Here is a 19,276-nt window from a genome sequence, read left to right as displayed (position 1 = left end):
GGTGTGCTATTCAGATAACGCCGCGAACCGGTGGGTGCGCGGCGGTCTCATTGTCGCCGGGGTCGGTCTCCAGGCGGTGCCTGTGCCGATGGGGCAGTCGCGGAAAGGGCGCGCAGGTCGTCGAAGGCCTGGAGGAGATGTGCGTCCAAGCTCTGTGAGGGATCGTCGATCCAGGCGTGGAGCGCTTGGTGAAAGGCGGCCCAGCCGGTCTGGGCGGCCAGGCCGGCCAGCCGGTCGCTGACGCCGCGCTGCCGCAGTGCCTCCGCCAAGGCTTCGACGATCGACGCGGCCTTGGCCAGGTCGCGTTCACGGAGCGCCGGTGTCGCCGCGATGACGTGTAGTCGCGGTTCGGCGAACGGGCGGTTGCCCTCAAGGATCCCTTCGACCTTGCGGAAGGCGCAGAGCAGTATCTCGAGCGGCAGATCATGAGGCGCCTCGGCCACCGCCCGCGTCAGCGCGGCGCGCAGGTCGGATTCGCCGTCGAAGAGCACCTCGCGCTTGTCGGGGAAGTGCCGGAAGAACGTGCGTTCGTTGACGCCGGCCCTGGCGGCGATCTCGGCGGTCGTGGTCTGGTCGAACCCGCGTTCCCGGTACAGCTCCAGGGCCGCCTGCTGAAGGCGGCGGCGCGCTTCTGCTCCGCTTCGTGGCACGCTGCGAGGATACCGCATATGTCAGCGACTGGCGCTACTTGACGCCAGCAACTGGCGCTACTTAGGGTCAGTGACTGGCACTACGTAGTGCCAGTCACTGACGTCAAGCGGGAGAGATTTCCATGCATGTCTTTGTCACCGGTGGTTCCGGCCAGACCGGCCCCGCGGTCGTCGCCGAGCTCGTCGCGGCCGGCCACACCGTCACCGGTCTCGCGCGCTCGGACGCCGCGGCCGCCCGGCTGGAGTCGCTGGGAGCCACACCGCACCGCGGCTCCCTGGACGACCTCGACAGTCTGCGCAGGGGCGCCGAAGCCGCCGACGCAGTCCTGCACATGGCCTACGGCGGCGACTTCTCCGACCTCGATGACATGATGAGGCGCGACCGGACCGCGATCGAGACGCTCGGCCGGCCGTTGGAACACTCGGGCAAGCCGCTCGTCGTCACCTCCGGCACCCTGGTCATGCCCGCCGGCCGGGAGGCCACCGAGAAGGACGAGCCCGACGCGGCCGGGATCGCCGCCTTCCGCATCGCGGGCGAGCGGGCGTGTCTGGGCTTCGCCGCCCGGGGAGTGCGCGCGAGCGTGGTCCGCCTCGCTCCTACCGTCCACGGCCCCGAAGACCACGGTTTCATCCCCATGCTCATCGCCACCGCGCGAACGACCGGCGTCTCGGCGTACGTCGGAGACGGCGCCAACCGGTGGCCCGCGGTGCACCGGCTCGACGCGGCGGTCCTGTTCCGCCTGGCAGTGGAGAAGGCACCTGCGGGCAGCGTGCTGCACGGAGTGGCCGAAAGCGGCGTCACCCTGAAGAGCATCGCGGAGACGATCGCCCGGGGTCTGGATCTGCCCACGGTCTCGCTGACCCCGGACGAGGCCGCCACGCACTTCGTGAGCCCGTTCATGGCCACCGCCTACGGCTTCGACGGGCCCGTCTCCAGCTCCTACACCCGGGAACTGCTCGGCTGGTCGCCCGTTCACCCGACGCTGCTCGACGACCTGGAGCACGGCGACTACCTGGTCACTCCGGCCTCCTGACCCGCAGGTGCCGCCGGACGGACGACATGAGGCGGACGCCCAGTCGGCACAGGACGCCCGCCTCGCGATCAGCTGCCGGCGGACGAGAGCAGGCGCTCGGCCTCCTCGTCCGACATCTCCTCCAGCTCGGCCACCAGCAGGTCCTCGAGCGCGACCGCCAGCTCGGCCACGGTGCGTCGCTCGAAGATCGTCCGGACCGGGACCTCCATGCCGGTCGCCCGGCGCAGCCGGGCCGCGATCCTCGTCGCGAGCAGCGAGTGCCCGCCCAGGGTGAAGAAGTCGTCGTTCGCGCCGATGGAACCGACACCGAGCAGTTCCGCCCAGATCTCGGCCACCAGCAGCTCCGCGTCCGTGCTCGGCGGGACGTGCCCGGCCGACGGCGCCCGGACCGGCGCGGGCAGCGCCGCGCGGTCCACCTTGCCGCGGCTGGTGAGCGGCAGCGACTCGAGAACGACCCAGGCGGTCGGGACGAGATGGCGGGGCAGGGTCCGCGCGAGGTGCGCGGCCAGCTCCTCCCCGGTCGCGGTCCCCGTCACATACGCCACCAGTTCCTCGGCGTGGACCGTCACGAACGCCTGGCCGACGCCCGGATGGTCGAGCAGCCGCGCCTCGACCTCGCCCGGCTCGATCCGGAAGCCGCGGACCTTGAGCTGCCCGTCGAGCCGTCCGAGGAACTCCAGCACGCCGTCCTGGGTCCAGCGCGCCCGGTCGCCGGTGCGGTACCTGCGGGATCCCGGCGGTCCCAGCGGGTCGGGGACGAAGGCGGCGGCCGTGAGCGCCGGACGGCGCAGGTAGCCGCGTGCCACCCCGGCACCGCCGATGACCAGCTCGCCGATCACGCCCTTGGGGACCGGCGCCCCGGCGGCGTCGAGCAGGTGGACCGTCGTCGCGCCGACGGGCCGGCCGATCGGCGGCCTGCCGTACGGCGGCGCACCGAGGTCGGTCGCGGTCGCGATGACCGCGGCCTCGGTCGGGCCGTAGGTGTTCACCAGGCGGACGCCGTCGCCGAACCGGTCGCGCCAGCGCGCCACCGCGCCCCCGGACGCCTGCTCGCCGCCGATGACGACCAGACGGAGCGCGGGCGGCCAGGCGATCTGGTCGATCTCCTCGACCAGGTGGTGCCAGTAGGCGGTGGGCAGGTCGAGCATCGTGACCCGCTCCCCGCCCGGGGCGGCCAGCAGGTCGGGCAGCGTCGCCGCCCCGCCGGGCAGCAGCACCAGGGTCGCCCCCGCGGCGAGCGTGGGGAAGACCTCCTCGAGGTGGGTGTCGAAGCTCAGCGACGCGAACTGGACGACGCGGTCGCCGGGCGCCAGGCCGTACTCGTCGCGCATCCACCGGATCCTGGCCGCGATGGCGCGGTGCTCGACCGCGACGCCCTTGGGCCGGCCCGTGGAGCCGGAGGTGGAGATCACGTAGGCCACGTCGCCCGGGCGCGTCTCCACCGGTTCGCCCGGATCATCGGATCCCGCCGTGTCCTCGCCGGCCGGCGGGGCGACGGCGGTGAGCCCGGCGGGCAGCGCCCTGGTCGTGATCACGTGCGTCGCCCCGGCGTCCGCGAGCGAGAAGGCCAGCCGCTCCTCCGGCTCGTCCGGCTCGAACGGCATGTAGGCCGCGCCGGCCCGCCAGACGGCGAGCAGCGCGGTGATCGCCTCGACCGAACGGGGCAGGCAGACGCCGACCACGTCGCCGGGGCGCACGCCCCGCGCCCGCAGCGCCGCGGCGAGCCGTGCCGCCCGCAGGTCGAGCTCGCCGTAGGTGACCTCGGTCTCCCCGCAGACCACCGCGACGGCGCCGGGGGTGCGCCGGACGACCTCCGCGATCATCTCGGGGACGACCGGTCCGGGGGCGTCGGCGCCGTCGCCGGCCATGGCACGGATGTCCGCCTCGTCGTCGCCGGTCCACAGGCGCAGCTCGGAGATCCGGCGCTGCGGCTCGGCCACGGCCGACTCGAGCAGGAGCAGGAAGCGGTCGGCGAGCCGGCGGACCGCCTCCGCCTCGTGCGGAGATCCGCTGGACCCGTCGTGGCCGAACGACACGACGATCTCGCCGCCCTCGAACCACGCCTCGGCGTACAGGCCGAGCTTGACCTGCCGGTAGCCGTCGGGGAAGAAGCCGACGGACAGGTCCCCGAAGGGCCGGGTGGGTCCCAGGTCCTGGGTGTGCAGGATGAACATGGTCGGCATCAGCGCCTCGGCGGGGTGGCCGATCCGCTCGAACGGGACCGAAGGCCGGCTCAGCGCCGTCAGCGCCTCCTGCCTGACGCGTGCCAGCAGCTCGGTGAACGACGGATCGCCGTCGAGGTCGCCGCGCAGCACGACGGTCTGCGAGAGGTAGCCGATCATCGGCTCCAGCTCGACCCGGTCGCGGCCGGCCACGGCCGTGCCGACGAGGACGTCGGTGTGACCGGTGTGCCGGTGCAGCAGCACCTGGTAGGCCGTCATGAGCACGGTGAACAGCGTGGTCCTGTTCTCGCGGGCGAGCCGGTCCAGCTCGCCCGCGACCTCCCGGCCCATCCGGACGATCTGGAAGCCCGCGCGATCCTCGTCGCGGACGTCCTCGCCTCCGACGCCCCCGCTCCCGATCGCACAGGGCAGGTCGGGCGGCGGCGGATCGGCCAGCCGCTCCTGCCAGTACGGCACCGCGCGCTCGGCGCGGCGGCGCTGCCAGCGGGCGTAGTCGGACGGCTGGACCGGCAGCGGCGCCAGGCTCGGCGCGCGGTCGTGCAGGCGCGCGGTGTAGCACTCCGCCAGGTCGTCGAAGAGGATCCCCAGCGACCAGCCGTCGCCGATGATGTGGTGCATCGTGACGCACAGGACGTGGTCCAGTGGGCCGATCGCGATGACCGCGACGCGCAGCGGCACGCCCTCGGCGAGGTCGAACGGCGCGTTCACCCGCTCGGCGACGAGCCGCCGGGCGTGCTCCTCGTCGCCGGCCTGGATCCGCTCGACCGGTGGGGCGGACCCCGCCGTCCCCGGCGGCTCCGCGACCGCCCAGGGGACGCCGTCCTCCTCCTCGAACCGGGTGCGCAGGCCCTCGTGCCGGGCCACGACGTCCGCGAGCGCCCGTTCGAAGGCGTCCGGGTCGAGGGGCCCGCGCAGCCGGCGGACGGTGTACATGGTGTACGAGGCGTCGCGGGGATTCAGCCTCTGCAGGAGCCACAGCCGCTCCTGGCCCGGCGACAGGGGCGCCCTCATGCGTCCGACGCCATCTCGTCGAGCACGGCCGCCAGGTCCTCGGCGCTGAGGCCGTCGAGTTCGTCGCGGAGCGCGGCGATCTCGGTGAGGTCGAGGTCGTCGTCGTCCAGCCGGTCCATCGCCGCCGCCAGGTCGGCCACCGTCGGGTTCTCGAACAGCACCACGATCGGCACGTTGACCGCGAAGCGCGCCTGGATCCTGGCGATGATCTGGGTGGCGGTCAGCGAGTGCCCGCCCAGCTCGAAGAAGTCGTCGTCGACGCCGACCGGCTCCGCGATGCCCAGCACCTCTCCCCACATCGCCGTGAGGTCCTCCTCCAGCGGGGTGGACGGCGGCCGGTACGGCCTGCTGCGCGCCCGGGTCCACTCGGGCACGGGCAGGGACTTTCGGTCGAGCTTGCCGTTGGGGGTGAGCGGCAGGGCGTCCAGCACCACGAGGTGGGCGGGCACCATGTATTCGGGCACGTCGCGCCGCAGCCGGTCACGCAGGGACGGCCACAGGTCGGCCTCCTCGGGCTCCCCTGCCGCGCCTACGACGTAGGCGACCAGGCGCGGCAGCCCGTCGGGGCCGTCGCAGACGCCGACGGCGGCGTCGGCCACCTCGGGCGCGGCCCGCAGCACGCTCTCGATCTCGCCGAGCTCGATCCGGAACCCGCGCACCTTCACCTGCTGGTCGGCCCGGCCCAGGTAGCAGAGCCTGCCGTTGTCGACTCTGGCGAGGTCGCCCGTGGCGTACAGGCGGGCCCCCGGCACTTCGGAGAACGGGTCGGGCAGGAACCTGGCCGCCGTCTGGCCCGGCATACCGCGGTATCCCCTGGCCAGGCCGGCGCCGCCGATGTGCAGCTCACCGGCCTCGCCGGGCGGCACGGGACGCCCGTCGGGGCCGAGGATGTGCACCGTCGTGTTGCCGATGGGCTCGCCCAGGTCGACGGGCGCCGGAGACGGGGCCACCCGCCCGGCCGTCGACCAGACCGTCGTCTCGGTCGGGCCGTACACGTTCCAGAGCCGGGCCCCGCCGTCGAGGAGGGCGTCGGCGAGGTCGCGGGGCAGCGCCTCGCCCCCGCACAGCCGGGTCGCGACGTTCTCGGGGACCCCGCCGGATTCGAGCAGGATGCGCCAGCTCGCCGGAGTCGCCTGCATGATCGTGACGGCCTCGGAGACGGCGCGCGACCGCAGGGCGCGGCCGTCCGCCGTCTCGTGCCCGGACGCGACGACCACCCGGGCGCCGCAGGCCAGCGGCAGGAGGAGCTCGAGCACCGAGATGTCGAACGACAGCGTGGTGACCGCCAGCCAGGCGTCACGCGGGGTGAGCTCCAGCAGGGAGGCGAAGGACTCCAGCAGGTTGACCACCGCGCCGTGCGGCACGGCGACCCCCTTGGGCCTGCCGGTGGAACCGGAGGTGTACATGAGGTAGGCCAGGTCGCCCACGGCGCCGCCGGCCGACACCTCGCCGCCGGCCGGCGCGTCGCCGTCGCCGGACGCCCAGCCCGCGACGGGAACGCCGTCCTGCGCCAGCTCGACGACGTCGGGGACGCCGTCGAGCAGCCGGGATTCGACGCCCTGGCCGGCCAGCACCAGCCGGATTCCCGCGTCCTCCCGCATGAACCGGAGCCGGTCCTCGGGGAATCCCGGGTCGAGCGGCACGTAGGCGCCGCCAGCCCGCCACACGGCGAGCAGGGCGACGACCATGCCGGGGCAGCGCTCCAGGCACAGGCCCACCGGGACCTCGGGGCCGACTCCGCGGGCGCGCAGCAGCGCCGCCAGCCGGTCGACCCTGTCGTGCAGATCCCGGTATGTCAGCACGCCGCCGGCACCGCTCACCGCGACCGCGTCGGGGCTCGCGTCGCGCCACCGGCGGATCAGCGCGAGCGCCGTATCAGGGCCGGTCACGCCGCTCACCGCGTCACTCACTTTCATGCACCTTTCACTTCGAGAACACGCTCGAGAACGGGCCGCTCAGCGCGGACAGCGGGATGTCCGGGTCGGCCCCGGCCCGCCGTACGACCTCGGCGAAACCGCCGACGAGGCGGCGCGCGGTCGCGGGCGCGAACAGGTCGCTGCTGTAGTCGAGGACGCCGCCCAGCCCCTCCGGGCCCCGCCACAGGTCCATGGAGACCTCCGACTTGGTGTGGCTGGGCGGGACCGTGTAGACCTCCCGGTCGAGGTCGGCCATCCGGGTCCCCAGCAGGTCGTCCTTGGGCAGGTTGTGCAGGTTGAACATGGCCTGGCACAGCGGCGGCCTGCTGATGTCGCGGGGGACCCGCAGCGCGGCCAGGACGTGCTCGAACGGCACCTCCGCGTGCCGCATCCCGGCCAGCGTCGTCTCCCGCACGCGGTCCAGCAGCTCGTGGAACGACGGGTCGCCGGACAGGTCGGCGCGCAGCACCATCGTGTTGCCGAAGTAGCCGATCAGCGGTGCCAGCTCGCTGCGGGACCGGCCGGCCACCGGCACGCCGACGCAGAAGTCGGTCTGGCCCGACGCCAGGGCGAGGGTCGCCTGGTAGGCGGCGGCCAGGGCCATGAAGGACGTGCAGCGCCGCTTCCTGGCCACCTTCTCCAGCGGAGTGATCTCCTCCGGCGGCAGCAGCAGTTGCTCGCGTCCGCCGCGTCCGGACCACCGGGCCGGCCGGGGGTGATCGGCCGGAAGGTCCAGCGCGGGGGCGCCGGCCAGGCGGCGCGTCCAGTGCTCCAGGCCCTCCGTGTGGTCCCGCTGTCTCTCCTGTACGGCGAAGCGGGGGTACTGCGTGGGCAGCTCCGGCAGTTCCGGCTCGCGTCCCTCGCGCCCGGCGGCGTAGCACTCGGTGAGCTCGCGCATGAGCACGTCGAGCGACCAGCCGTCCATCACGATGTGGTGCAGGACGATGCACACGACCGCGTCGTCCTCACCCGGCTCGGCCAGGCCGGCCCGCAGGGGAGGCTCGTTCTCCAGGTCGAACGGGCGCTCGACGAACTCCGTGAGGGCCCGGTCGAGGTCCGCCTCACCGGACAGCGCGATCTTCTCCAGCGGCACCGGTCCGGGCGGCAGCACGACCTGCACGGGGGCGTCCCCGCGCAGCCGGAAGCGGGTCCGCAGCACCTCGTGCCGCTCCACGATCCGGGTGAACGCCGCGGTCAGCGCGTCCACGTCGAGCGGCCCGCGCAGCCGCATGCACCAGGGCGTGTTGTAACTGGTGTCGCCGGGGTCGAAGCGGCTGAGGAACCACAGACGCTCCTGTCCCGGCGACAGCGGCCACTCCTGCCCGCCGGGGTCCCGCGGCGTGCCCCCGAGGGAGCGCAGCAGCGCCGCGCGGCGCTCGGGGGGCAGGCCGGCCAGCTTCTCGATCAGCGCGGCGCGGCGCTCCGCGGTGGTCATCTGTCGCGTGCGCTCAGCGTCGCCGGATCGCGTGCGCTCAGGGGACGCATGTCGGTCCACACCGTCTCGATGTGGTCCAGGCATTCCTGCCGCGTGCCCGCGAAACCGGTGGCCCGCCACCCGGCGGGCGGCTCGCGGTCGCTCCACCATACGGAGTACTGCTCCTCGTCGTTGACGACCACGAGCATCGGGGAGTCGGTCATGTCACCTTCCCAGGAGGGTCATTGCGGAAGACGGGGCCCGGCCATCGCCCTCGATCAGGCGGGGACAGGCGGGCCAGCCCGCGGGGCCGGCCGGCGGCGCCGCGCACAAAACGTAGTGGTGGGGGGCGAGCACGTCGGTCCGGCCGGCCGCGGCACGCATCACGGCGGTGTGGACGGCCTCGGGCGTGTCCAGCCCGGGACGCGCGACGAGATACCCGGTCAGCCGGGCCGCGGCCCCGTCTCGGGTGTCGTCTCCGGCGTCCTCCACCACGACCGCGGCCAGGTCGGTCCCGCACACCCGGCGCAGCAGCGCCTCGGTCGCCGGCACGTCGACCCAGTCGTTGCCGATCGCCGTCCACCCGGCGGGACGCAGCACCGGGTCGAGGTCCGCGATCTTCGCGACCTGGTCGAGCGGCACCTCCTCGGCGACCGCCCGGACCAGCAGCTCCTCCAGACCGGTCAGCATCCGCCCGGCGACGTCTCCGGGCAGGAAGGCCGTGTCCACCAGCACGTAGAACTCGCACGTGGACGGTGCCGGGCCGGTGGCGAAGAAGATCCTCGCCTTGACCTTCGAGTAGGCGCCGACGAAGAACGTCCTGGTCCGGCCCCGCAGCGCGGCGAGTGCCGCGGCGTCCCCGGCGTCGACCGGCGGCAGTCCCTGCCATCGGCCCGCCTGCCTGACGTCGTTGAAGAACGCGTCCAGGTCGATGTCGGCGCCGCGGTGCCACGCCTCCGCCTCCCATGCGGCCAGCACGAGCGCGGGGTCGTAGTGCCCGTTCCGGTAGGTCGCCATGGTCCTGCGGTGTCCGTGCCGCAGGGCGTCGGCGAACGTGCCGTCCCCCAGGTCGATGACGCACAGCCCGTCCTGGGCGGCGGGACCGGCCATCGCCTCCATCCCCGGGTGGTGCCGGTTCGACACGATGAGCTGCAGCGCCGCCGTGGCATGCCCGGTGACGGCGGCCAGCAGTGCGGCGCTCGCGACCGTGAGCACACTGGAGGTCGTCACGCCGTGCCGGGCGGCGAGCGCCTCGGCGGCGACGGCCGCCGCCGGGGAGTCCATCCCGTGCCGGACGAAGCGCGGCTCCTCGGGTCGCCTCGCCGGGAAGTCGAACATCGAACGCGGGGCGGACGCCAGACCCGTCCGCCAGTGCCGCAGCGCCTGGCCGCCGGGCGGCGGGTCCGACCGCTCGGAGGCCGCCTGGTCGAGCGGCTGCCGGCCCGGGCCGGGCAGGTCCTCCCCGGCCACCAGCCGCGGCCACTCCGCGGCCACCATGTTCAGCGACCAGCCGTCGAGCGCGAGATGGGACAGCGCGAGCGCCAGCGCGCGCGGCCGGCCCCTCTGGCAGACCACCGCGCACCGGATCGGCAGCTCGGCCGCGTAGTCGAACCCGGTCCCGGCCAGCTCGGCGGCCAGCGCCTTGGCCGCGCTCATCGGCTTGGCCGCCGCCTCGTACACGCCCACCGTGAGCCGGCCCTCCCGGCTCACCCGCTGGACCGTGCTGTCCCCGGTGCTGTCCCCGGTGTTCTCCCCCGTGTTCTCCCCCGTGTTCTCCCCGTCCTCCCCGTTCCGGACGAACGCCGTGCGCAGCGTCTCGTGCCGCTCGACGAGACGGCCCACGGCGCGCAGCACGGCGTCCAGATCGGCCACGCCGGTCACCGGCAGGGTCCAGGCCAGGTTGAAGTAAGGGTCGCCGTCGTCCAGCCACTGCGTCGAGCGCCAGATCCCCTGCTGGCCCCAGGTCAGCGCGGCCTGCCCGCCCCGTGCGCCGCGGAACTCCACGGTGCGCGGCGGCAGCGCCGTGAGACCGGTGACCTGCGCCGGCGAGCCCGCGGTCACGTCCGCTGCCCCGCGATGTGCTCGACCAGGCCGTCGAGCGTGTCGAGATGGCCGCCGTCCAGGTCGACGTCGCAGTCGAACTCGGTCTCCAGCAGGTCGATCAGCCGGAGGTAGGCGATGGAGGTGAGGCCGAGCGCGGGCAGGCTGCAGTTCGCCGCCAGGATGTCGGCGACGGCCAGATCGCCGCCGCTCGCCTTCGACACCAGCTCGGCCACGCGCTCCCTCAGCATGCCTCCTCCCGCAGGCGGGCGACCTCCGCCGCGATCCCGGTGATCGTCGGCTCGTCGAAGAACACGTCGAAGGACAGCTCCACGTCCATCCGCTCGCGCACCTTCGCGATGATCTGGGTGATCGACAGCGAGTGCCCGCCGAGGTCGAACAGGTCCTCGTCCGGCCCGATCTCCGGCATGCCGAGCACCTCGCGCCAGATCTCGCCCACCTCCGCGAGGTACGGCACGGCGTCCGCCTCACCGGCCCATGCCGAGGGGGACGGCTTGTCTGCCCGGGCGAAGGACGGCTCGACCACGCCGTCGACCACCGGGGACGGCAGCGGCAGGTCGGCCACGTCGGCGTCCGGGGCGGCGGCCACCGCGCGCAGCAGGGCGAGCAGGTGCTCGGCGACCGTCTCGCAGCCGGAGCGGCTCAGCACGGCCGGGTTGAACTGCAGCCTGGCCGCGACGCCGTCCGGCGCGTCCACCACCTGCAGGTGCAGCGTGCCGCGCACCGCGTGGTTGAACGCCATCCAGTCCACCGACGCCTCGACGCCGGGGAACTCCGGCGTGCTCTCCTCACGCCTGCGGTAGCTGACCGACACCGGCGTCAGCGCGGTGCGCGGGCTCACGCCGCCGACCGCGCGCGCGAGCGGCACCTGCCGGTACCGGTAGGTGGCCCGCAGCTCGTCGCGTACGGAGCGGGCGAACGCGGCGAAGCTCCCGGCCGCGGCCGGGGCCGGCACCGGCAGCTCGTTCACGAACAGGCCGATGTGGCCCCGCGTCTCCTCGGTCCTGGTCGACAGGTCGACGGCCACCGCCGCGTCCTCGTTGCCGTAGGCAGCGAGCAGGGTGTGCACCGCGGCGAGCACCAGCTCGAACCGGGTGACGCCCATCTTGTCCGCGGCGACGGCGAGATCGGCGGGAAGCGCGAAGTCGATGGCGTCACCGGCCGCGGCGCGGGTCGAGACCCCGGACAGCCCGGGCAGCCGCAGGTCCTGCCGGTCGTGCCAGCGGCCGCCCCAGAACGCGGCGGCGTCGCCGAGCAGCTCGGCCACACGGGCGTTCTCCCGCTCGACGGCCTCGCCGTACGTCAGGGGGAGGGCCGGCGACGACAGCCCGGCGTAGGCCCCGGCCAGGCCGCGCACCAGGATGTCCTTCGACATGCCGTCGAAGACGGCGTGGTGGGCGACGAAGACGAGCAGGTGCCGCTCCGGCGCGAGCCGGAACACCGTGAACCGGGCGGTCGGCCCGGTTCCCAGGTCCAGGGCGAGCGACGCCTCACGGTCGATCAGCTCGCCGGGCTCACGCCCTGCGTCCTCGAACCCGGTGGCGTCCTCGAACCTGATCGGCGGCGGCACGGCGGCGGGCACCAGGCGCACCACGCCGTCCCGCTCCGCCAGGGCCGCGGCCAGCTGAGGATGCGCGCGGACCACGTCGCGGCAGGCGGCCAGCAGCCGGTCCACGTCGAGGGGGCCGTCGAACCGGATGGCCAGCGGCATGTGGTACACCCGGCCCCCGCAGCCCATCTGCTCCGTTATCCACATGCCGTGCTGTGCGAGGGACGCCTGCTCCCCCTCGTCGACGAGTGTCGGTGACATCTCACTTGCCTTCCGTCGTGCTGATCACGGAGTCGCCCAGCAGCGCGGGCAGCTCCTTCTTGATGACCTTGCCTGACTGGTTCCTGGGCAGGCTGTCGACCACGAGGACCCGTTCGGGCAGCTCGTGCCAGGCCAGCCGGTCCATCAGGAAGGCGCGCACCTCGCTTTCGGACAACCCTGGGCTTTCGGACAACCCTGGGCTCTCCGGCTGTCCCGGCGACCTGGGCACGACCGCGGCGCCCAGCACGGAGCCCAGCACCGGGTGCGGGAGCCCGAACACGGCCGCCTCCGCGATCCCCGGGTGCTCGTGAAGCGCGGCCTCCACCTGGAGCGTGGACACCTTGAACGCGCCGGTCTTGACCACGTCGCTCTCCCGGTCGACGAGGTAGAGGTAGCCGTCGGCGTCGACGTATCCGACGTCGCCCATGCGCACCCAGCCGTCGCGGAACGACCGGGCGCTCGCCTCGGCGTCGCCGTAGTAGGACCGGGTGGCGGTGGGCGAGCGCATCCACACCTCGCCGGTCTCCCCGGGCGGGAGCGGGTTGCCCTCCTCGTCCGTGATGCGCAGCGATCCGCCGAAGGCGGGCCGCCCCAGCGCGGCCGGCCGCGTCCGGTCGTAAATCATGATCGTCTGCGCGGGGGCGGCCTCGGTGGACGTGTAGTAGTTCGTCACGGTCGCGTTCGGGAAGGCCGCCGACAGACGTTCCGACAGGGCCGGGGGAAGCGCGGCCGCCGCCGACCCCAGCAGCACCACGCTGGACATGTCGTGCCGCTCGTGCAGCCCGGCGTCGAGCAGCTCGATCGCCATGGAGGGCACCAGGAACACGGTCCCGGGGCGGTAGGTCTCGATCAGCCGGGCGAACCTGCCGGGCGTGAACCGCGCCGGGGTCAGCACGGTCGGCCGGGCGTCCAGCGCGTTGATCAGCATGGTCTGGCCGGCGTTGGTGCCGATCGGGAAGGCGTGCAGCAGGTGGCGGGAGTGGGCGAACCTGCGGTGCTTGGGCTGCGTGACGCACCCGTACGCCAGGTTGGCGTGGCTGGCGCCGACCCCCTTGGGCCGCCCGGTCGTGCCGGAGGTGTAGAGGATCTGGGCCAGGTCGCCGGGCCGCACCCGCGGTCCTTCCGGCGCCGTCTCCTGGTCGAAGCCGGCCTCCAGCTCCGCCGGAGTCGCGGTCCACGGCTCCGCGGCCCGCTCCTCCGGCCCCGTCGGCGCCGTGAGGTCCCGGCCGAGCAGCACCGCCGAGGCCGAGCAGTGCCCGATCATGTAGCGCAGCTCGGCCGGGGCCAGCCGGTCCGACATCGGCACGGCCACCGCGCCCGCCTTGAGCACCCCGAAGAACGCCACGGCGAAGTCGATCCAGTCGCGGCTGCCGAAGTGCAGCGCCACCCGGTCGCCCGGGGCGACGCCCCGGTCCGCCAGTCCGGCGGCGAGCGCCGCCGACCTGCGGTCCCACTCGGCGAAGGTGAGCGTCCCGTGGCCCTCCACGATCATCGCGACGCCGTCGGGTTCCTGCCCCGCGCGCAGCCGCAGCAGCTCCGGCACGGTGAGCGCGGGCACGCCCCGCGTCCTCGTCGTCCCCGTCATGCGAGCTCCTTCTCGGGTTCGCGGGCCGCCCGCGCGTCCGCCCGTGTGTCCGTACGGGCCGCCGCGATGCGCTCGGTCAGGGCCTGGTAGCCGACGACGTCGTCCGGCAGGGCGTCGGGCACGTCGGTGTCGAACCGGCGCAGCACCCGGATCCGCAGCGCGACCAGCGCGATGACCGCGATCGCCACCGCGAAGCAGGCGTACATGAAGCCGATCCCGCGGCCGGCGCCGGTGCCGAGCACCGTGCCCGCCGTGTTGGCGAGCGGCCCGTCCGGGGCGAGCAGCGGCTCGAAGACCTGCGCGCCGTACGGCGCGACCAGGCCGAACCCGATCGGCAGGGTGGACCACGCGATCAGCGTGTTCAGCGCGATCACGCGGCCGTGGAACCGCTGCGGCACCTTGACCTGGATGATCGTGGCGTAGACGCCGTTCAGCAGGGTGAGGCACAGCGACATGCCGAACGCGCCGACCGCGATGAGGAACAGGTCCGCGCGCAGCCCGGTCAGCAGGCAGAACACCGACAGGGCGAGCGTGGACAGCAGCACGCCGAGCAACCGCCTGCGGCGGGGTCCGCCCCAGGCGGCCATGGCCAGGCCGCCGAGGAAGGCGCCGAGCCCGCCCGCGAACGACACCCGTCCGACCTCGGCCAGCGTCCCGAACGACAGCACCAGCGGCGAGATCATCATGAACAGCGGAGACAGGAAGATGTTCAGCACCGCGAAGTAGAACAGCATCGCGCGGAAGCCCCGGTTGCCCCAGGAGTGGCGGATGCCGCCCATCATCTCGGCGAGCACGCTCTCCCGCCGCTTCCAGGCCATCGTCGCCGGGAAGCGGATCAGCGCGACGGTGAGCGTGGCGACGACGTAGCTGACCACGTCGATGACAAGGATGCCCTCCAGCCCGATCGCCGCCATCAGCCCGACCGCGATCAGCGGCACGATGAGCTGCGCGGTGCCGGTGGCCATCTGGACGACGCCGTTGGCGTGCCCGAGGAACCGTTTCGGCACGAGCTGCGGGATCGCCGAGCCGTACGCCAGCCGTTGGAAGGTGAGCGCGACGGACAGGCAGACCAGCAGGGGATAGATGTGCCAGACCTGCAGGTTGCCGGTCCACAGCAGCAGGCCCAGCGCGAGCTGGGTGCCGCCGGCGGCCGCGTCCCCGGCGATCATCACCTTCCGCCGGTCGAACCGGTCGACGATGGTGCCGGCCAGCGGGGCGACGAGCATGCCGGGCAGCAGCCCGAGCACGGAGAACAGCGCGAACCGGGCGAGCGAACCGGTGGTGAGATAGATCCACAGCGGGATGGCGAACTCGGTCAGCGCGGAGCCGGTGATCGAGACGAGCTGCCCGGCCGCGACGACGAGGAAGCGCCGCATGCTCGGCGGCGGGCCGACGCGCACCCGCGTGCCCGCCGCGCCGTCCGGGTCGCCCCGCACCCCGCTCGCCGCGGCCTCGGCCGCGCCGCCCTCGGCATCGGCGGCCCTGTACGCAGCACTGGCGGACCGGCGCGAGACGCCCTGCAGCCACCAGGTGCGGCCCTCGTCCCGTTCCATCCCCTCCGTACGCCCGGAGGCGAGGGCGGCGTGGGTGCCGGTGACGATATCGGCCAATTCCTCGTTGCGGTACCGCAGGAAGAAGTGCCCGGCCTCGTCGAGGACGACGCATGCCGTCTCCTCTGACAGGCAGTGCCACTCTTTGTAACGTTCCTGGTAGAACTCGGCCGCCGGATCGCGCTCGCCGACCACGGAGATCACCGGTGCGCGCAGCGCCGGGCCGCCGGCCTCCTCGAAGATCCGCGTGAAGTACCGCTCGGCGGCACGGGTGCCCTCGCGGCGGTTGCGCACGATCAGCTTGACCTGTTCCCTGCCGAGGTCCTCCACGTCGAGCCCGGCCGCGGTCAGGGCGTTGACCCGCTGCTGGTCGCTGGTGAGGCGGTCGAAGAAGGCCCCGAGCCAGTTCAGGCCGCGGCCCGGGCGGGCGAAGGGGAACACGCCGCCGAGGTACAGCGCGTCGACGGCGCGGCCGTCCGCCTCCAGCCTCCTGGCCATCTCGGCGGACAGCATGACGCCGAGGCCGCAGTGGCCGTACAGCACGAGCGAGCCGCCGTTCCTGTCCATGATCTCGGAGATCTCGGCCACGCAGTCGAGGACGACCTCGTCGAACGGCCGGGCCTCCTCGCCCAGCTCATGACCGGGCACCGCGACCGAGTAGAGCGCCCAGTCGTCCGGCAGCGCGTCCGCGAGCGGCTGGTAGACGACCGCGCTGCCCCCGCCGTACGGCACGCACACCAGGGTGGTGGTGGCGGGCCTGGCGGGGGTGAGCCGGTGCAGCAGGGATCGCGGCACGTCGCCCTCGGCCGTGAGCAGCCGGGCCAGCTCCCGGACCGTGCGGTGCTTGAACACGTCGAGCACCGTGATCTGCCGGTCCGGATGCGCCTTGCGCAGCCGGGCGATGACCCGCATCGCCAGCAGCGAGTGGCCGCCCAGGGCGAAGAAGTCGTCGAGCGCCCCCACGCGCTCGACGTCCAGCACCTCCGCCCAGACGCGGGCCACGTCCTCCTCGGCGCCGGGCGCCGGGGCGACGTACTCGGCCGCCGGCACGTCGGCCTCCGGCTCGGGCAGCCGCGAGCGGTCCACCTTGCCGTGCGACTTGAGCGGCAGCTCGTCCAGCCAGGCGTACCTCGAGGGGACCATGTACGCGGGCAGCCGGTCGGCCAGCCACGCGCGCACGGCCGCGGTATCCGGTCGCGCGCCGTCCTCGGCGTTCCCGGCGTTCCCGGCGGCGGGGGCGGCGACGAGGTAGGCGACGAGCTGCTCGCCGCGCGGCTCGACCACGGCCTGGGCGACGTCCGGATGGTCGGCCAGCACCGACTCGACCTCGCCGAGCTCGACCCGGTAGCCGCGGATCTTCACCTGCAGGTCGCGGCGGCCGAGGAACTCCAGGTCCCCGGTGTCGGACCACCGGCCGAGGTCGCCGGTGCGGTACATGCGCGCCCCGGGCGGGCCGTACGGGTCGGGGAGGAACCGGTCGGCGGTCAGGCCGGGACGGTTCAGGTAGCCGCGGGCCAGCCGGTCGCCGCCGAGGTAGACCTCCCCCGGCACCCCCGCGGGCACCGGCCGCAACCGCTCGTCCAGCACGTACGCCCGCGCCCCGGGCAGCGGCGCGCCGATCGGCAGGCTCACGCTCGCCTCGGCCGGGCCGTCGGGAGCGGGCATCCGGGCGACGTCGTAGGTGGTCACGCCGACGGTGGCCTCGGTCGGCCCGTAGTGGTTGACGACCCGGCAGCGGCCCGTCGCCGCGAGCTCGGCCGCCCAGCCGCGCGGGGCCGCCTCGCCGCCCAGGAGCAGCAGCTTCCTGGGCAGCAGGTCGTCGGGCCCGGCGTCGGCGAGCAGCGCGGCGAGGTGTGACGGAGTGATCTTGAGGTAGTCGACGCCGGTCCGCCGGAAGATCTCCGCCAGCTCGGGACCGGCGGTGCGCGAGGGCACCAGGTGCAGGGTGCCGCCGGTCATCAGGCACAGGTAGAAGACCGTGACGCCGAAGTCGAAGGCGAGGGACTGGAGCAGGGCGAAGGACGAGCCGGGCTCCACGCCCAGCCGCTCGCGCACCCCGGCGAGGTAGACCATGACCTCGTGGTGCTGCACCGCGACGCCCTTGGGCCGCCCGGTGGTGCCGGAGGTGTAGATCACGTACGCGAGGTCGCCCGGCGCCGCCTGCTCCTCCTCGGCGGGGAGCTCCGGCGCGTCGCCTGTGTGATCGCCTGTGAGGTCGTCGAGGTGCACGGCGGTGATGTCGCCGGGCAGCCGGTCGCGCAGGTCCGGGCTGGTCACGACGATCGACGCCGCGGCGTCGGCCAGGACGTACTCGAGCCGCCCGCTTGGGTGCTCCGGGTCGAGCGGCAGGTAGGCCGCGCCCGCCTTGAGCACGCCGAGCACCGCGACCGCGAGCCCGGTGGACTGCTCCAGGCAGATCGCCACGCGGTCGTCGCGCCGCACGCCGAGTCCGCGCAGCCGCCGGGCCAGCCGGTCGGCCGCGGCGTCCAGCTCGGCGTAGGTGAGGGCGTCGCCGCCGCAGGCGACGGCGGTCGCGGACGGGGTGCGGGCCGCCTGAGCGGCGATCACCTCGTGGAGCGTCGACGCCCCGCCGAACGCGTCCTGCGGGGGTGCCACGGCTCCGGAGGCCGCTCCCGCGAACCCGAGCACGCGGTCGCGCTCGGCCGCCGGGAGCAGCTCCAGATCGGATACCCGGGCGTGGGGGTCGGCGGCGATCGACCTGAGCAGGTTCTCGAAGCACTCCGCCAGCCGCGCGATCGTGGCCGGTCGGAACAGCTCGGTGCGGTAGGTGATGTTGCCGCGCAGGCCGTCGCCCTGGTCCATCAGATACAGCGCGAGGTCGAACCGGCTGGCGGTCACCTCGAACGGGTACGCCGACATGGTCAGGCCCTGGGTGCGCAGCGGGGCCGACCGGTAGTTCTGCAGGGCGAACATCACCTGGAACACCGGCGACCTGCTCACGTCGCGCTCGACGCCGAGCTCGCCGACCAGCCGGTCGAAGGGCAGTTCCTGGTGCGCGTAGGCGTCCAGCGCCGTCTCGCGCACCCGGCCGAGCAGCTCGGTGAAGGTCGGGTCGCCGGACAGGTCGGCCCGCATCGGCAGCGAGTTGATGAAGAGCCCGACCACCCGCTCAAGCTCCGGCAGGTCGCGGCCCGAGACGGGCGATCCCACCGCGAAGTCGTCCTGGCCGGAGTACCGCGCGAGGAGCACCTGGAAGGCGGCGAGCAGCGTCATGTACAGCGTCGCGCCGTTCGCCCCGCCGAGCGCCGTGAGCGCGTCCACCAGCTCGCGGTCCAGCACGACGCCGTGGGCGGCGCCCGCCGAGCCCTGCTCCGGCGGGCGCGGCAGGTCGGTCGGCAGCTCGAGCGGCGGCAGCCCGGCCAGCCGCTCCCGCCAGTAACGGATGTCGTCCTCGTGGGTGCGTCCGCGTTCCCACAGCGCGTAGTCGCCGTACTGCACGGGCGGGGCGGCGAGACCGGCGTCGGTCCCGGTCCGGTACGCCTCGTGCAGGGCGAGCAGCTCCTCCATCACGATGTCGCACGACCAGCCGTCGGTGACGGCGTGGTGCATGGTCAGGAGCAGCACGTGCTCGCGGGCGCCGAGCCGGACCAGGAGCAGCCGCAGCAGCGGGCCGGTCGCCAGGTCGAACGGCCGGTCCAGCTGCTCCTGCACGGTCTCCCGCACGGTGGCGGGGTCGTCCGACAGCCGAAGCTCGACCACGGGCTCGTCGTCCAGCACGAGCTCCGGTGTGCCGTCGTCGGTGGTGACGAACCGGGTGCGCAGGCTCTCGTGGCGCCGGGCCACCTCGACGAGGGCGCGCTCCAGGGCCGCGTCGTCGATCTCACCGCCGTCCAGCCGGACGGCGAAGGCGACGGTGTAGGCCGTGGTGCCGGGGGCGTACTGCTCCAGGAACCACAGGCGCTCCTGGGCGTGCGAAAGCGGCGGGTGGGTGCCGACCGGCCGCGGCGGCACGGTGACGCTCGCGGCTTTCCCGGCCCTGAGCCGCTGCGCGAGCAGCGCCTGCTTGGCCGGTGAGAGGCCGGTCCGGGTCACGACGCCGGC

At 73.9% G+C, this 19,276-nt stretch carries 11 protein-coding genes; 1 reads left to right on the top strand and 10 read right to left on the bottom strand.

All coding sequences use genetic code 11. The features are described from left to right. Positions 1–47: 47 nt before the first annotated feature. On the bottom strand, positions 48–650 hold the full coding sequence (locus ABZ860_RS32585) for a TetR family transcriptional regulator (RefSeq protein WP_357227509.1): 603 nt from the start codon (positions 648–650) through the stop codon (positions 48–50). Positions 651–772: 122 nt separating this feature from the next. Here ABZ860_RS32585 and ABZ860_RS32580 point away from each other — a divergent pair, with 122 nt between their 5' ends. Then, complete coding sequence (locus ABZ860_RS32580) at positions 773–1,684, top strand: SDR family oxidoreductase (RefSeq protein WP_357227506.1); 912 nt, start codon at positions 773–775, stop codon at positions 1,682–1,684. 68 nt (positions 1,685–1,752) lie between these two features. On the opposite strand, the gene ABZ860_RS32575 is transcribed toward ABZ860_RS32580, so the two are convergent. From ABZ860_RS32575 to ABZ860_RS32535, 9 genes are read right to left on the bottom strand one after another with little or no spacing between them, the layout of a single operon-like run. Continuing rightward, positions 1,753–4,878: an amino acid adenylation domain-containing protein gene (locus tag ABZ860_RS32575; protein WP_357227503.1), complete on the bottom strand. Its 3,126-nt coding sequence runs from the start codon at positions 4,876–4,878 to the stop codon at positions 1,753–1,755. Continuing rightward, a complete protein-coding gene (locus tag ABZ860_RS32570) occupies positions 4,875–6,788 on the bottom strand; it encodes a non-ribosomal peptide synthetase (protein ID WP_357227501.1) in 1,914 nt (637 codons plus the stop codon). The genes ABZ860_RS32575 and ABZ860_RS32570 overlap by 4 nt, the downstream gene beginning before the upstream one ends. 13 nt (positions 6,789–6,801) lie before the next feature. Further along, positions 6,802–8,229: a condensation domain-containing protein gene (locus tag ABZ860_RS32565; RefSeq protein WP_357227498.1), complete on the bottom strand. Its 1,428-nt coding sequence runs from the start codon at positions 8,227–8,229 to the stop codon at positions 6,802–6,804. After that, positions 8,226–8,432, bottom strand: coding sequence for an MbtH family NRPS accessory protein (locus tag ABZ860_RS32560; RefSeq protein WP_357227495.1), 207 nt, complete (start codon positions 8,430–8,432; stop codon positions 8,226–8,228). The genes ABZ860_RS32565 and ABZ860_RS32560 overlap by 4 nt, the downstream gene beginning before the upstream one ends. A 1-nt stretch (position 8,433) precedes the next feature. Continuing rightward, positions 8,434–10,269, bottom strand: a complete 1,836-nt coding sequence (locus tag ABZ860_RS32555) for a condensation domain-containing protein (RefSeq protein ID WP_357227492.1) — start codon at positions 10,267–10,269, stop codon at positions 8,434–8,436. Beyond that, complete coding sequence (locus ABZ860_RS32550) at positions 10,266–10,499, bottom strand: hypothetical protein (protein ID WP_357227491.1); 234 nt, start codon at positions 10,497–10,499, stop codon at positions 10,266–10,268. The genes ABZ860_RS32555 and ABZ860_RS32550 overlap by 4 nt, the downstream gene beginning before the upstream one ends. Further along, on the bottom strand, positions 10,493–12,079 hold the full coding sequence (locus ABZ860_RS32545; protein WP_357227488.1) for a condensation domain-containing protein: 1,587 nt from the start codon (positions 12,077–12,079) through the stop codon (positions 10,493–10,495). Before ABZ860_RS32545 ends, ABZ860_RS32550 begins: the two co-directional genes overlap by 7 nt. Before the next feature lies 1 nt (position 12,080). Continuing rightward, positions 12,081–13,664 (bottom strand): AMP-binding protein, encoded by a 1,584-nt coding sequence (locus ABZ860_RS32540; RefSeq protein ID WP_357227485.1) that lies wholly within the window; start codon positions 13,662–13,664, stop codon positions 12,081–12,083. After that, a complete protein-coding gene (locus ABZ860_RS32535) occupies positions 13,661–19,267 on the bottom strand; it encodes an amino acid adenylation domain-containing protein (RefSeq protein ID WP_357227482.1) in 5,607 nt (1,868 codons plus the stop codon). The genes ABZ860_RS32540 and ABZ860_RS32535 overlap by 4 nt, the downstream gene beginning before the upstream one ends. Positions 19,268–19,276: the final 9 nt, after the last annotated feature.

The sequence above is a fragment of the Microbispora sp. NPDC046973 genome (assembly GCF_040644495.1).
GTDB lineage: Bacteria > Actinomycetota > Actinomycetes > Streptosporangiales > Streptosporangiaceae > Microbispora.
This window is presented reverse-complemented; position numbering and strand designations above follow the sequence as displayed.